Consider the following 13438-nt stretch of genomic DNA (forward strand, 5'->3'; position numbering starts at 1 on the left):
CAGGTTCAGGCCTCGGGACCGAAGGTGCGCGCGAACGCGCGGAGCAGGCGCACCGGCTCGGTGACCGACGCGGCGAGCACCTGCGCGGCGATGCGGTCGTACTCGTTCGCGGCGAAGTACCCGTCGTCGCGGTAGACCGCCATGCGCTGCGTGAACGCCTTCGTCGTCGGCTCGGGGTGGAACTGCGTCGCGTACAGCGTGTCGCCGACGCGGTAGGCCTGCACGGGGCACGCGTCGTTGCTCGCGAGCAGCACCCCGCCCGGCGGCGGCGCGGCCGACCCCTCCTTGTGCGCCGTGAGCGCGGCGAAGCGGGTGGCGAGCTCCCCGAAGAGCGGATCCCTGCGCCCCTCCTTCGTGAGGCTGACGACGGTCGCCCCGGTGTCCTCGGGGAACGCGCGGCTGACCTCCCCGCCGAGGAACCGGGTCACGACCCCGATCCCGTAGCACGTGAAGAGCGCAGCCACCGTCCCGGTGACCGCGCGCTCGGCGATCCGCTCGAGGTCGCGTTCGAGGCGGCGCTGCACATCGGTCTTCGACGATTCGGGGTCCGTCGTGTTGAAGGGGCTGCCGCCCACGAGGAATCCGCCGTACCGGTCGAACGCGTCGTCGGGGAGCGGATCGCGCACGAGGTCGTGCTCGTGGAGCATCGTCTCGTCGAAGCGCGTCGCGAGCCGGAAGGACTCGTACTCCGCGGCCGCGGCGCCCTGCTGCGGGCGCACGCAGACATACAGCAGCGGGGCGCGCGTCATGGCGCCGATTCTAGGCGGCGAGCGGCGTCCGGCGCCGCTTCGCCGTCATCCGGCGCCGTCGGACCCGTCAGCCGCGGGACGAATTCGACGTGCGCCCGCGGACGATCCCGACGAACGTCTCGACATGCGGCGTGGTCCGGTCGGCCTGCCACGCGAGCGCCACCTCCGACATTGGTCCCTCGCGAAGGGGGATGGATGCCACGTCCCGCCGCTGATGCAGCCGCGCGAGCGACATCGGCACGACCACGAGGCCGACGCCGGTCGCAACCGTCGCGATCGCGTCGGCCGTCGTCTCGGGCGGGTCGAAGACCGGCGCGACGGCGCCCGGCACCTCGAACGCGAGGACGTCGTCCGCCGGAACGATCACGATCTCGCCCGCCAGGTCGGCGAGGTCGAGTTCGTCGGCCGCGGTCAGGTGGGAGTCCTTCGACACGACGACGACCGGAAGCTCCTCGTAGAGGGGGATGACGTGCAGTCCCTCCCGGTCGATCGGCAGCCGCACGAGCGCGGCGTCGATGGGAGGGACGCGGGTCGCGGCATCCCGATCCTCGGCAGGCGTCGCGAGCAGCTCGTTCCGCTGCGTTGCGACGGCGATGGTTCGCAGCTCGAGCCCGACGTGCGGCATCCGCTCCCGCCAGACGTCGATCCACTTGCCGGGAGTCGCACCGGGAACGGCGCCGAGCACGAATGTGCCCGGCTCGGAGGTGGTCCGCTCCTGCGGCTTCTCAGCCGGGGGCCCGGTCCGCGACCGCTGCGCCGACCGACCGGCCGGTGAGGCACCCGTTCGCCGGGGAGCGGCATCCCTCCCCGTCCGCCTTTTCGGCGCGCCGCGCGAACCACCGCTCTTCGCCATGCCGCCAGCGTAGCGGGGCGCTATCGTTCGCTCATGGTGGCCATCATCGCGACGGTGTTCGCGGCCCTCGCAGCCCTCCTGCACGTGTACATCTTCGTGATGGAGAGCGTGCAGTGGACGCAGCCACGGGTCTGGAAGCGCTTCAGCGTCCCCGACCAGGCGACCGCCGAGGCGACGAAGGCCATGGCGTACAACCAGGGCTTCTACAACCTCTTCCTCGCGATCGGCGCGACGATCGGGCTCGTGCTGTTCTGGGCCGACGGCTCGGGAACCGCGGCAGACGTCGCGGGCCGTACGCTCGTGCTCTTCACGCTCGGGTCGATGGTCGCGGCGGCACTCGTGCTCCTGACCACGGGACGCCGATATCTGCGGGCCGCGCTCCTGCAGGGCACGCTGCCGCTCGTGGGCTTCGTGCTGCTGCTCTTCTCCTGACGACGCGCATCACGGACAGCCGCCCCACTGACCGGCGCCGGCGGCACGGGCGCGCGCCTCGTCCGCTGCGAACAGGGCGGCGTACGCGTCGTTGGGTGCGATCGTCATGGTCTCGGCGGAGCCTGTCGCGACGAGCTCGTGGTTGATGAACCGTCCGTCCTCGGTCCAGAGGTAGAGGAGGAGCCGGTCGTACCGGTCGCGCGGATCGTCGTCGAACGCGGCCCACAGCCTCGTGCCCACCGGGGCGAGCGTCGTGAGCTGCGCCTTCGCCTCCGCCGACCAGCATTCGGCCGGGTCGGAGACCTCGGGGGTGTCGATGCCGATGAGTCGCACACGCACGTCGTCGCTCGCCGCGACGCCGGGGTGCGAGGAGTCCACATCGGCGTGGAGGGTGTCGCCGTCCCACACCGACACGACGGTCACGGGGAAGGCGTCGTCGGGACGCGCCGGCACCTCGGAGGCTCCTAGCTGGATGGCCTCGTCGCTCGGTGTCTCCGGACGGGTCACGATCAGCCAGACGCCCACGAGCACGCACGGCACGATCACCACGCCGAGCGCTCGCTTCATGCCCCGACGCTATCGGCGCCCTCCGACACTCCGGTCCAGGTCAGGCCGCCAGGCGCAGCCCTCGCCGATCCGTCGCGACGCGCTCGCCGTCGCCGATCGTCTCGTCATCGCCGATGAGCGAACCCACCGCGACCCGGGCATCCCGTCCGACCTGGGTGCGCACGCCGATCTTCGCTCCCGCTCCGATCGCGGCTCCCGAACCGATGTGCGCGTGCGGTGCGATGTCGGCGTCGGGCCCGATGACGGCATCCGACTCCACCCACACACCGCGTCCGACATGCGCGCCCGCGGCGATCTGCACACCAGGTTCGACATACGCGCCCGCTTCCACGACGGCACTCGGGTGCACCTTGGCCCCGTGCGCGATCAGACCTCGCCCATTGGCGTGCTTCCGATAGCGCAGCGTCTCGCCGTGGTCGTTCTCGATGTCGATGTAGTTCTTGCCCACTGTCCCCTCCTGCGGCACCACTGGATGCCGAGTACAGGAATAACCTCGCCGCGCTCGGATTCATTCCCGTGCATGGCCTTCCATCTATCTCCTCTTATGAGGGATTCGGAACCTAGACGCTTGCGGATTGGTCGGGCGTATGGCAGGGGTGGGATCAGCTCTTCCCCGTGGCGCGCGGGCGGCGCGCGATGAGGTAGATGACGGCGGCGACGATGCCCGCGACGACGAGTCCGACGACCCATGGCACCCAGCCCGCCACGGCCGTATCGGAGGCGGATGCTTCCCCGGTCGGCGATGGCGTGGGCGTCGGTGTGACCGTCGGAGTGGGGGTGGGCGTCGGTGTCGGAGTGGCGGTCGGCGTCGGGGCGACGGTCGGCGTCGGCTCGGGCACGACGGGGGGTTCCGGAGCCGTCGTGGGCGCGGGCGCCGTCGTGGGCTCCGGCGCCGTCGTGGGCTCCGGCGCCGTCGTCGGCGCGATGGTCGGCTCCGGTTCGGGCGTCACGATCGGCGCTTCGGCGGTCGGCTCGGCGTCGGGCGTCACGATCGGCAGCTCGACCGTCGGGGTCGGCTCCGACACCGTGAACGTCGGCTCCGGCACCGTGCGCGTCGGCGTGGGAAGGGTGCGCGTCGGCGACGGCAGCGTGGCGGTCGGGGACGGCAGATTCAGAGGCAGGATGCCGCAGCCCGCCAGCAGCATCACGGATGCCGCGAACCCGAGGATGATCGCGATCGGCCGCCGGGGTCCACGGGGTCTCGGAGCTGTGGTCATGTCGGTCCATCCTGCGAGGTGACGGGTGACAGCACGCTATCGGCGCTGCTCCCGGATTCGCCGGCGCCTCGTCCGCGGGGAATGAGGACGATTCAGCGCTGACACGACGGGCACCAGAACACGATTCGCTCTCGCGTGGGGTGCGCGCCGAGCGCGCCGCCCTCGATCCGCGTGCCGCATCGGCGGCACGGCCGGCCCTCGCGCCCGTAGACCCAGGTCGTGCGTCCGGGGCGGGCGTCTCCCGTGAAGGTGCGGTCGCGGCGATCGCGGTTGGCCCGGATCATGCGCGCGCCGAGATCGACGAGTGCCGCGGCATCCGTCTCATCGGCAGGTCTCGTGGGCAGGATGCCGCGCACGAACAGGATCTCGTTGGCGTATTCGTTGCCGAACCCGGCCACATTGCGCTGATCCTGCAGTGCGACGTGGGCGGCGCGATGGTCGGCCCCGAGCCGGCGAGCCGCCTCCGCGGCATCCCACGACTCCGACAGCGGGTCGGGGCCGAGGTAGTCGACGAGGCGGCCTTCGTCGCGGGTGCGCACGACGTCGATGTCGGCGAGGTCGAACCCGACAGTCTCCCACCCGTCCACGCCGATGACGGCTCGGGCCTTGAACCCCGGCTTCCGCCATCGCTCGCCGGCCCGGTACACATGCCACTCGCCCTCCATCTTGAGGTGCGAGTGCAGCGTCCACTCGCCGATGTGGTGCAGCAGGTGCTTGCCCCGGGAGACGACCTCGTGCACCGTCTCTCCGCGGAGATCGGCGGTCGCCACCTGCGGGACGCGAAGCTCGAACCGCCGCACCTCCCGGCCCGCCAGCACGTCGTTCAGTCGCCGCGCCGTGCGGAAGACGGTGTCGCCCTCGGGCATGCCGAACCTCCGTCAGGCGCGCGCGGCTTCGCGCGCCGCGTCGCCCGCTGTGAGCCGTCGCAGCGTGAGCCCGCGCGGCGACTCGACGAATCCGGCATCCCGCAGCGCCTTGCCGACCGGGCTGCTGTAGACGAATTCGCCGTTGATCTGCTCGATGGTGAGGGTGTCGAGCCGGCGGCTGCGGGCGGTCGCCGCGAGGTCGCGGGCCGCCGCGGCGAGCCGCTCGTCGTCGTCGGTGAACACCAGGGCCGACTTGCCGCCGCGCTCCAGGTAGAGGGTCAGGGCGCCGTCGACGAGCACGACGAGTCCGCCCGCCTTGCGGCCCGGACGGTGACTCACGCCCTCGAGAGCGGGCCAGGTCAGCGCCGCACCGTAGGGGTTCGCGGGGTCGGTGGCCGCGAGCGTCACGGCGCGCAGCGGCGGTGGATCGGGCAGCGCCGCGAACTCGCGCAGGCGATCGACGGTCGCCGAAGCCGCGAACTGCGCCGCGCCGAGCTTCTCGATGACGTAGCCGCGGCGGCAGTGGCCGGCCTCCTCGAAGCCGGCCAGGATGCGATAGGCCTGCGCGAACCCGCCCGGCACGCCCTCGGACTGCACGGCGCCGCGCGTGACCACACCGTACCGATCGAGCAGGAGGCTCGCGGTCGCCGTGGCGCGGAGCGCCGCATCGGGCTCGACCGCCGGCAGCAGCGACCAACGTCCGCCGATCGAGGGCGGCCGAGGGGGCACGGATGCCGCGACCGTCCGCGCCGCGGCGCCTCGGTAGAGTCGCGCGCGCGGCGCGCGCCGCGCCACGCGGTGCGCCTGCGAGCCGCCCGTCAGCAGCGTGCGCACGGGAGCGAAGGTGTCGTTCGTGACCCGACCGCTCCACGTCAGGTTCCACAGGGCCTCGACCACCGACAGCTCGTTCTCGGCGCCGGTGAGCTGCCGCAGCTGGGCGGCGAAGTACGCGCCGCCGGCCGCGAGCGCCTCGAGCAGCCGGGCCTCCAGGCTGCCGGGGGCCGGTTCCTGAGCCGGTCGGAGGGCGTCGTCGGGCGGCGCGAGGGTCAGGGGAGCGACCTCCGCGGGATGCAGGGCGATCCAGCCGTCCCGTCCCGGAAGCGACCCGTGCCCCGACCAGATCACCTCGCCGGTCGCAGTGAGCTCGTCGAGCATCGAAGGGGTGTAGTCGGACACGCGAGCGGGGAGCACGAGCGACTCCCATGCGCTCGCCGGAATCGGAACCCCGGCGAGCTGCTCGATGACGGCCGCGACTCCGTCGATGCCCTCGAGCGGGCGCGCCAGGTGCTGCCAGGCGGGAAGGAAGCGCGCGTACGCCTCCTGCGAGACGGGCTCGACACTCCCGCGGATCGCCGCGAGCGACCGCATCCGAAGGCGCCGCAGCACCTCGGTGTCGCACCACTCGATGTCGTCGCCGCGGGTCATCGCCGCTCCCGTCGGCGGGTCGGGCAGGAAGAACCCGCTCGACACGCGCCCCTGCGACTCGAGTCGCTGCAGCGTCTGCCGCACGACGGCGATTCCGACCCCGAACCGGGTCGCGACGTCGTCGGCGACGAACGGCCCGTGGGTGCGGGCGTGCCGGGCCACGAGATCGCCGAGCGGATCGGCGAGCGGATCGACGAAGGCGGTCGGGATGCCGACGGGCAGCGCGACCCCGAGCGCATCGCGCAGTCGCCCGGCGTCTTCGATCGCGGCGACGCGGGACACCCCGGCGATGGTGACCGGGATCGCACGCCGCGCGGCGATGAGGGCCTCGAGATGAGTGGATGCCTCACCCGCCGTCGCGGCCCCCGCGGCGGTGCCCGATTCGCTTCCCGAGCGTGTCGAGGGGTTGGTCCCCACCGGTTGGACGGTCCCCGAGCCTGTCGAGGGGTCGAGTCCCGCCGCTCCGCCGGTCCCCGAGCGTGTCGAGGGGTCGAGGCCCGCCGTCTCGGCACCGGGCGGTGCCTCCGAGGCTTGCAGCCGCGCCGCCACCTCGGCCGCGTCGAGCGGCCCCAGCATCCTCAACAGATCCGCGACGCCCTCGAGCCCTCGCGCCCGGCGCTCGGGGTCGAGTCGCTGCGCCTCGCGCTCGAACTGCGCGATGACGGCGGGGTCGAGCAGCTCGCGCATCTCGACCTTGCCGAGGAGCTCCGAGAGGAGTGCGGGGTCGACCGAGAGCGCGGCGGCGCGGCGCTCGGCGAGCGGAGAATCGCCCTCGTACATGAAGGCGCCGACGTAGCCGAACAGCAGATCGCGCGCGTACGGCGACGGCTGGGCGGGCTCGGTCTCGACGAGCCGGATGCGCCGCTCGCCGATGCCGCGCGCGATGCGGAGGAGTGACGGCAGGTCGTAGACGTCCTGCAGCACTTCGCGCAGCGTCTCGAGGATGATCGGGAACGTCGGATACCGGCGTGCGACCTCCAGCAGCGCCGCGGAGCGCTGGCGCTGCTGCCAGAGCGGGCTGCGGCGGTTCGGGTTGGTCCGCGGCAGGAGCAGAGCGCGGGCCGCGCACTCGCGGAAGCGTGACGCGAACAGGGCGGACCCGCCGACCTCGTCCGTGACGATCTGATCGAGCTCGTCGGGATCGAACACGAACAGCTCGGCGCCGGGCGGCTCTGCCGTGGCATCCGGAATCCGCGCGATGATGCCGTCGTCGCTCGCCACGGCCGACCCGTCGACCCCGAGCCGCTCGCGGATGCGCGCATTGACCGCGAGGGCCCACGGCGCGTGCACGGGCATGCCGTAGGGGGAGTGCAGGATGACGCGCCAGTCGCCCACCTCGTCGCGGCCGCGCTCGACCGTGAGCGACTTGTCGGTCGGCAGGGTGCCGGTCGCTTCGCGCTGCTCGGCGAGGTAGGCCATGAGATTTCCTGAGGCGTTCGCGTCGAGGCCCGCCTCGCGGAGCCGCGCATCCGAGGCTTCGGGCTTGGCCGTCGACACCTCTCGGGCGAAGGCGCCGAGCGCCTCACCCAGCTCTGCGGGGCGGCCGAGGCCGTCGCCGTGCCAGAACGGCACCTTGCCGGGCTGCCCGAACGCGGGCACGACGTTGACGCGGTCGTGCGTGATCTCGACGATGCGCCAGCTGGTCGTGCCGAGCGTGAAGACGTCGTTGACCCTCGACTCGTAGACCATCTCCTCGTCGAGCTCGCCGACGCGGGCGTTCGACGACTCGCCCGCGACGAAGACGCCGAAGAGCCCGCGGTCGGGGATCGTGCCGCCGCTCGTCACGGCGATCCGCTGGGCACCGGGACGGCCGGTGAGCACGCCGAGGTCGCGGTTCCACACGACGCGCGGTCTCAGCTCGGCGAACTCGTCGGAGGGGAAGCGGCCGGCGAGCAGGTCGAGAGTCGCCTCGTATGCGGAGCGCGGCAGCGATCGGAACGGCGCGCTGCGCTTGACCGTCTCGTACCAGCCCTCGACGTCGACCGGGCCGACGGCGCACGCGGCGACGGTCTGCTGGGCGAGGATGTCGAGCGGGTTCTGCGGCACCGCGATCGCCTCGATCTTGCCCGCCAGCATCCGCTCCGTGACGATCGCCGTGTGGAGCACGTCGCCACGGTGCTTCGGGAAGAGCGCCGCGCGACTGATCTCGCCGACCTGGTGGCCGGCGCGACCGATGCGCTGCAGGCCCGACGCCGCGGACGGGGGAGCCTCGACCTGGATCACGAGGTCGACGGCGCCCATGTCGATGCCGAGCTCGAGGCTCGACGTCGCGACGACGCAGCGGAGGACGCCCGACTTCAGCTCCTCCTCCACCTGAGCCCGCTGCTCCTTCGAGACCGAGCCGTGATGCGCCTTCGCCAGCACGGCGGCCGCGCCGGCCGTCGATCCGGCCTGTGCCATGGTGGCGGCAGGCATTCCCCCGGTCCCCGAGCCTGCCGAGGGGCCCGGCAGATCGAGGCCGAGGCGCTCCGAGTAGATCTCGTTGAGCCGGGCCGTGAGGCGCTCGCCGAGCCGGCGGGAGTTGACGAACACGATCGTCGACGTGTTCTGCAGGATGCGGTCGACGATCGCCTCTTCGACGTGCGGCCAGAGCGAGCCCGTCACCTCGGTGTACTCCGCCCGGGGCGGAGCGAACCAGTCCTCGCCCTCGGCATCCGCCACTTCGACGGGCTCGTCGGCGGGAGCCGGTTCTCCCGGCGGGGGCGGCGGGTTGAGCATGTCGTCGACGGGCACGACGACGGAGAGGTCGAACGTCTTCGACGCCTTCGGCGCGACGATCTCGACCGGTGCGGCGCCCCCGAGGAAGCGCGCGACCTCGTCGATCGGCCGCACGGTGGCGGACAGGCCGATGCGCTGCGCCGGGGTCGAGCCGGGCTGCAGCGACTCGCGGAGGGCGTCGAGCCGCTCGAGGCTCACCGCGAGATGCGCGCCGCGCTTGGTCGCAGCGACCGCGTGGACCTCGTCGATGATCACCGTGTGCACGCCCGCCAGCGTCTGCCCCGCCTGGCTCGTGAGCATGAGGTAGAGCGACTCGGGTGTCGTGATGAGGATGTCGGGGGGTGCGCTGACGAGCTTGCGGCGATCGCTCGACGTCGTGTCGCCCGAGCGCACGCCGACCGAGACGTCGGGGACGGTGATGCCCAGCCGCCGCGCGGACTGCCCGATGCCGACGAGCGGCGATCGCAGGTTGCGCTCGACGTCGACGCCGAGGGCCTTGAGCGGGGAGATGTAGAGGATACGGGTCGGGGATGCCGCGGCCTCCGCCTGCTTCTTCTTTCCGCGGGCGGGCGGCGGCGCGGCGCTGACGGGCGCCTTCTCGCGGAACACCCGGTCGATCGCCCAGAGGAAGGCGGACAGCGTCTTGCCCGATCCCGTCGGCGCGACGACGAGGGCGTGCTTGCCGGCGGAGATCGCATCCCACGCGCCGACCTGCGCCGTCGTGGGCTCTGCGAACGCCCCCCGGAACCAGTCCTGCGTGGCAGGACCGAACCGCTCGAGCACACGACGTGCTGATCCGGACGACGCGTCGCTCATCCCTCCATCCTTCCCGACCCCACCGACATCGGGGCGGGTCGGATCAGTCGCGGACTTCGGGGATCAGCAGCCAGAGCAGCAGGTAGAGCCAGATCGACAGTCCGAAGAACACGACCGAGCCGACCATCACCACCCGCACGACGATGGGGCTCATGTCGAAGCGGTTCGCGATCGCGAGGCAGACGCCACCGATGACGCGACCGGAGCGGGGACGGATGAGCTCGGCCATGCGGCCATCCTGCTCCATCCGCCCCCGCTCCGGTAGCCCTCAGGGCAGGCCGACGCCGGGCGCCTCGGTGAGCGTCCCGTCCCGATCGAGCTCGAGGACGAGGTCCACCCCGAGGCGCGCGAGGAACCCGTCGTCGTGACTCACGACGAGCACGGCGCCCCGATACGACGAGAGAGCGTCGACGAGCTGAGTGACCGTGTCCAGGTCGAGATTGTTCGTCGGCTCGTCCAGCACGAGGAGCTGCGGCGGCGGGTCGGCGAGCAGCAGCCGGGCGAGAGCGACGCGGAACCGCTCGCCGCCCGACAGCGTCGAGACGGGCCGGGTCACGGCATCCCCTCTGATGAGGAAGCGCGCGAGCCGGTTGCGCAGCTCGGGGATCGGCACGGCCGGCGCACCCGCCGCGACGTTGTCGAGGACGGTGGCCGCGTCGTCGAGCCCGTCGACGCGCTGCGGCAGGTAGCCGATGCGGTCGGTGTGCGCCTCGGCCGTGCACGAACTCCTCAAGATCGTGCCCGATTCGGCTTGCTCGGGCGCAGAGGGCCCGAAGCGGCGTGACTTTGAGGAGTTGGTGCCCGCCGCGCCGACGAGCCGCTCGAGCAGCGTCGTCTTCCCCGCACCGTTCGGCCCCGTGAGCGCGACGCGCTCCGGCCCCTGCACGACCCACGACCGCGTGCCGTCACCGAGAGTCGCGATGCGGCGCCCGGCCGGCACGCCGGGATCGGGGAGGTCGATGCGCACGGAGTCGTCGTCGCGCACGCGCCGCTCCGCCGCATCGAGCGCCGCGCGCGCGGACGCCTCGCGGTCTGCCTTCTCGCCCCGGAGCCTCCCGGCCGACACCTGTGCGGCGCTCGCGCGATTGCCCGCGACGATGCCCGGCACGCGCTTCTCGTGCTGCGCCTTGCGTCCCATCGCCGCGCGCTGGGCGAGCTTGGACTCGGCCTCGATCCGCTGGCGCTTCTCGCGCTTGACGGCCGCTTCGGCCGCGCGCTCGGCCTGCTTGGCGGCGCCCTGCTCGGCGTCCAGCCACGCGCGCCACTCCGAGTACGCCCCGCCGAACGTCGACAGCTCGCTCTCGTACAGCTCGGCGGTCTCGTCCATCAGCTCGAGCAGGGCGGTGTCGTGGCTCACGACGACGAGCGATCCCCGCCAGCCGCGCACCATCTCGTACAGCCGTGCCCGCGCGTCGCGGTCGAGGTTGTTGGTCGGCTCGTCGAGCAGCGCGATGGGCGCGCCGCGCAGCCGGATCCCGGCGATCGCGGTCAGCATCGCCTCGCCGCCCGACAGCTCGCCGACCGACCGCTCCAGCATCTCCGGCGCGAGGCCCGCCTCGGCGAGGGCTGCGTGGGCGCGCGCCTCGATGTCCCAATCCGAGCCGACGGCGTCGAAATGGGTGGGGTCGACGTCGCCGGACTCGATCGCGCGCAGGGCGCGCAGAGCCGGGGCGACGCCGAGCAGCTCGGCGACCGGCCGGTCGACGTCGAGCGTGAGCTGCTGCGGCAGGTAGGCGGCGTCCGCCTGCCGCACGACGCTGCCGTGATCGGGCGCGAGCTCGCCCGCTATGAGACGCAGCAGCGTGGACTTTCCCGAGCCGTTCCGGCCGACGAGGCCCGTGCGGCCGGCGCCGAAGGCGCCCGAGACGCCCGAGAGGGCGACCGAGCCGTCCGGCCAGGTGAAGCGGACGTCGTCGAGGACGACGGAGGGCGTGAAGGTATGAGCGGGCATGGAGTCTCCTGGTGTCGTGGATGCACTGACACCGAGGAGCCGCGAAACGCTCGGGCGGAGAGGTCGGAGCCGGGAAAGCGGCGGAGGTCGACGGGTCAGCGCGGATCGGTGCGCGGACTCGCGTCGAGATGTCCGGGTGACGGACAGAGGGGTCGACGGATCAGCGCGTGGTCACAGCGCGGTCGCGACGATCTCCGTCAACGTCTTTCCTCACACTCGGGACAAGGACCGAGCCAGCATAGCGAAGGAGCGCTGAGAAGAGAATGGATGCTGCCGAGCCGGCGCTCCTCGCGGGTTCGGGGTCGACCCCTCGACAAGCTCGGGGACCGGGGCGGCGCCGGGGATCAGCGGGCGAGCGACTCGAGCTGCTTGTCGAGGAAGACCCGCACGTCGGCGAGCTCGGGCTCGGAGACGCTGTGTGTGAGGCCCTGATAGACCCGGCCGCTCAGCTCGGCGTGCGCGGGGAGCCAGTCGGTCGTGTGCGCCACGAGGTGTTCGGGGATGACGTCGTCGTTCGTGCCGCGGCCCCAGAAGACGGGCGGCCTGCGCGCGGCGAGGTCCGCGTCGCCGGGAAGTTCGCCGGGTGTCGCATACCCCGAGAGGGTGACGGCGAACGCGAACCGGTCGGGTGCGAGGCGCATGGCCTGCAGCGACACCGCGGCGCCCTGCGAGAAGCCGAGGAGGCCGACCGGGGTCGGGGCGGGGGCGACGGCGTCGATCCAGTGCAGGAGCCGGGATGCCGCATCCGTCGTCTTGGCAGGACTCTGGCCGTCGAGCCCCTCGATGGGGTACCAGGAGTAGCCGGGGGCAGGCCACGGCGGGGTGAGCGGAGCGCGCACGGCGGCGACGGCGAACTCGGCCGGGAGGTAGGGCACGAGCCCGAAGAGGTCGTTCTCATCGGCCCCGTAGCCGTGCAGCAGCACGAGGAGCGGGCGACCGGCGCGGGTCGAGGCATCCATCGACCACAGCACGATCTCGGGATCCAGGTGAGGGGTCTCGCGTGCCGGGTCGCTCATGCCCCCATCGTGCCAGCACCCGCCGACACCCGGACAGCGCCCGCCGACACCCGGACAGCGCCCGCGGCCGGCGGATCAGGGATGCCGCGCCGCGGTGCGCTCCGCCGAGTCGAGGATCATGTCGACGCCGGCGAGGAAGATCTCCTCGTCGCGGATCTCGGACAGCAGCGGGATGTGCGCAGCGACCAGCGGGTATTCGCGCGGGTCGACGAGGATCGGCGCGTCGAGCCACAGCCCGCCGGCGGCCTCGCCCCGATCCGCGCGCGCTCGTGCGATGTTCGAAGCGGTGGACAGGATGTGCGCCGCGAGGAGGGCGTAGTGACGCACGAGATCGTCGCCGGAGAGCCCGGCGCGGGTGAAGCCGTCGAGCATCAGCTCGATCGCGCGATGCTCGCCCGGTCCGTTCGTCGTGAGCACGACCGCCTCGACGCCGATCGCGGGATACCGCTCGAACTGCCGGAGCGTCGCGAGGCCGAGTGCCCGCAGCCGTTCGCGCCACTGCTCCGGCGGCACCTCGATCTCGTCGATCCCGAGCAGTGCGAGGTGATCGAGCAGCGCTCGCATGAGCTCGTCCTTGCTGCGGAAGTGCCGGTAGACGGCCGTCGGGTCCACTCCCAGATGCCCGCCGAGCTCGCGGAAGGAGATCGTCGTCACCCCGGGTGCCGACGCGAGCTCCAGCGCCGCCGCGATGATCGTCTCACGGTCCAGGCGCGCCTTTCCGGTGCGTAGGGACGGCGCTCGCTCGCTCGACATCGTCGGCCTCCTGGCAGTCGAAGTGTTCGGTGGGACTCCACTGTAAGACTGAATGTCACAGTCCTGTCAACACCG

At 72.4% G+C, this 13438-nt stretch carries 12 protein-coding genes; 1 reads left to right on the forward strand and 11 read right to left on the reverse strand.

Annotated elements, in window-relative coordinates; all coding sequences use genetic code 11:
* Nucleotides 1–5: 5 nt before the first annotated feature.
* Nucleotides 6–749, reverse strand: a complete 744-nt coding sequence (locus AAIB33_RS18695) for a GMP synthase (protein ID WP_345801462.1) — start codon at nucleotides 747–749, stop codon at nucleotides 6–8.
* A 67-nt stretch (nucleotides 750–816) separates the two neighbouring features.
* The gene (locus tag AAIB33_RS18700; RefSeq protein WP_345801463.1) at nucleotides 817–1602 is read right to left on the reverse strand and encodes a LysR family substrate-binding domain-containing protein; all 786 of its coding nucleotides are present in this window, start codon (nucleotides 1600–1602) and stop codon (nucleotides 817–819) included.
* 36 nt (nucleotides 1603–1638) lie between these two features.
* On the opposite strand from AAIB33_RS18700, the gene AAIB33_RS18705 reads away from it, so the two are divergent.
* Entirely contained in the window at nucleotides 1639–2034 is a 396-nt protein-coding gene (locus tag AAIB33_RS18705; protein ID WP_345803468.1) for a DUF1304 domain-containing protein, read from the forward strand.
* A gap of 9 nt (nucleotides 2035–2043) precedes the next feature.
* On the opposite strand, the gene AAIB33_RS18710 is transcribed toward AAIB33_RS18705, so the two are convergent.
* The 9 genes from AAIB33_RS18710 to AAIB33_RS18750 form a co-directional block, all read right to left on the reverse strand.
* Nucleotides 2044–2601 (reverse strand): thermonuclease family protein, encoded by a 558-nt coding sequence (locus AAIB33_RS18710; RefSeq protein ID WP_345801464.1) that lies wholly within the window; start codon nucleotides 2599–2601, stop codon nucleotides 2044–2046.
* 40 nt (nucleotides 2602–2641) lie between these two features.
* Nucleotides 2642–3049: a transferase gene (locus tag AAIB33_RS18715; protein WP_345801465.1), complete on the reverse strand. Its 408-nt coding sequence runs from the start codon at nucleotides 3047–3049 to the stop codon at nucleotides 2642–2644.
* A 154-nt stretch (nucleotides 3050–3203) separates the two neighbouring features.
* Nucleotides 3204–3818 (reverse strand): hypothetical protein, encoded by a 615-nt coding sequence (locus AAIB33_RS18720; RefSeq protein WP_345801466.1) that lies wholly within the window; start codon nucleotides 3816–3818, stop codon nucleotides 3204–3206.
* 92 nt (nucleotides 3819–3910) lie between these two features.
* Entirely contained in the window at nucleotides 3911–4684 is a 774-nt protein-coding gene (locus AAIB33_RS18725) for a DNA-formamidopyrimidine glycosylase family protein (protein ID WP_345801467.1), read from the reverse strand.
* Between the two features lie 12 nt (nucleotides 4685–4696).
* Complete coding sequence (locus tag AAIB33_RS18730; RefSeq protein WP_345801468.1) at nucleotides 4697–9643, reverse strand: DEAD/DEAH box helicase; 4947 nt, start codon at nucleotides 9641–9643, stop codon at nucleotides 4697–4699.
* A gap of 43 nt (nucleotides 9644–9686) precedes the next feature.
* Complete coding sequence (locus AAIB33_RS18735; RefSeq protein ID WP_345801469.1) at nucleotides 9687–9872, reverse strand: PspC domain-containing protein; 186 nt, start codon at nucleotides 9870–9872, stop codon at nucleotides 9687–9689.
* Nucleotides 9873–9911: 39 nt separating this feature from the next.
* Nucleotides 9912–11594: an ABC-F family ATP-binding cassette domain-containing protein gene (locus AAIB33_RS18740; protein WP_345801470.1), complete on the reverse strand. Its 1683-nt coding sequence runs from the start codon at nucleotides 11592–11594 to the stop codon at nucleotides 9912–9914.
* A 344-nt stretch (nucleotides 11595–11938) separates the two neighbouring features.
* Nucleotides 11939–12610 carry an alpha/beta fold hydrolase gene (locus tag AAIB33_RS18745; RefSeq protein ID WP_345801471.1) on the reverse strand — a complete coding sequence of 224 codons (672 nt, stop codon included), beginning with the start codon at nucleotides 12608–12610 and terminating at the stop codon, nucleotides 11939–11941.
* A 75-nt stretch (nucleotides 12611–12685) separates the two neighbouring features.
* Nucleotides 12686–13363, reverse strand: coding sequence for a TetR family transcriptional regulator (locus AAIB33_RS18750; protein WP_345801472.1), 678 nt, complete (start codon nucleotides 13361–13363; stop codon nucleotides 12686–12688).
* Between the last annotated feature and the right edge of the window lie 75 nt (nucleotides 13364–13438).

Source organism: Microbacterium sp. AZCO, from assembly GCF_039614715.1.
Classification (GTDB): domain Bacteria; phylum Actinomycetota; class Actinomycetes; order Actinomycetales; family Microbacteriaceae; genus Microbacterium.

Bases quoted from the DNA above. Each gene is read 5' to 3' on its own strand.
- AAIB33_RS18745 (WP_345801471.1), bottom strand. From the start codon at position 12,610: ATGAGCGACCCGGCACGCGAGACCCCTCACCTGGATCCCGAGATCGTG.
- AAIB33_RS18725 (WP_345801467.1), bottom strand. From the start codon at position 4,684: ATGCCCGAGGGCGACACCGTCTTCCGCACGGCGCGGCGACTGAACGAC.
- AAIB33_RS18720 (WP_345801466.1), bottom strand. From the start codon at position 3,818: ATGACCACAGCTCCGAGACCCCGTGGACCCCGGCGGCCGATCGCGATC.
- AAIB33_RS18740 (WP_345801470.1), bottom strand. From the start codon at position 11,594: ATGCCCGCTCATACCTTCACGCCCTCCGTCGTCCTCGACGACGTCCGC.
- AAIB33_RS18750 (WP_345801472.1), bottom strand. From the start codon at position 13,363: ATGTCGAGCGAGCGAGCGCCGTCCCTACGCACCGGAAAGGCGCGCCTG.
- AAIB33_RS18735 (WP_345801469.1), bottom strand. From the start codon at position 9,872: ATGGCCGAGCTCATCCGTCCCCGCTCCGGTCGCGTCATCGGTGGCGTC.
- AAIB33_RS18710 (WP_345801464.1), bottom strand. From the start codon at position 2,601: ATGAAGCGAGCGCTCGGCGTGGTGATCGTGCCGTGCGTGCTCGTGGGC.
- AAIB33_RS18700 (WP_345801463.1), bottom strand. From the start codon at position 1,602: ATGGCGAAGAGCGGTGGTTCGCGCGGCGCGCCGAAAAGGCGGACGGGG.
- AAIB33_RS18730 (WP_345801468.1), bottom strand. From the start codon at position 9,643: ATGAGCGACGCGTCGTCCGGATCAGCACGTCGTGTGCTCGAGCGGTTC.
- AAIB33_RS18695 (WP_345801462.1), bottom strand. From the start codon at position 749: ATGACGCGCGCCCCGCTGCTGTATGTCTGCGTGCGCCCGCAGCAGGGC.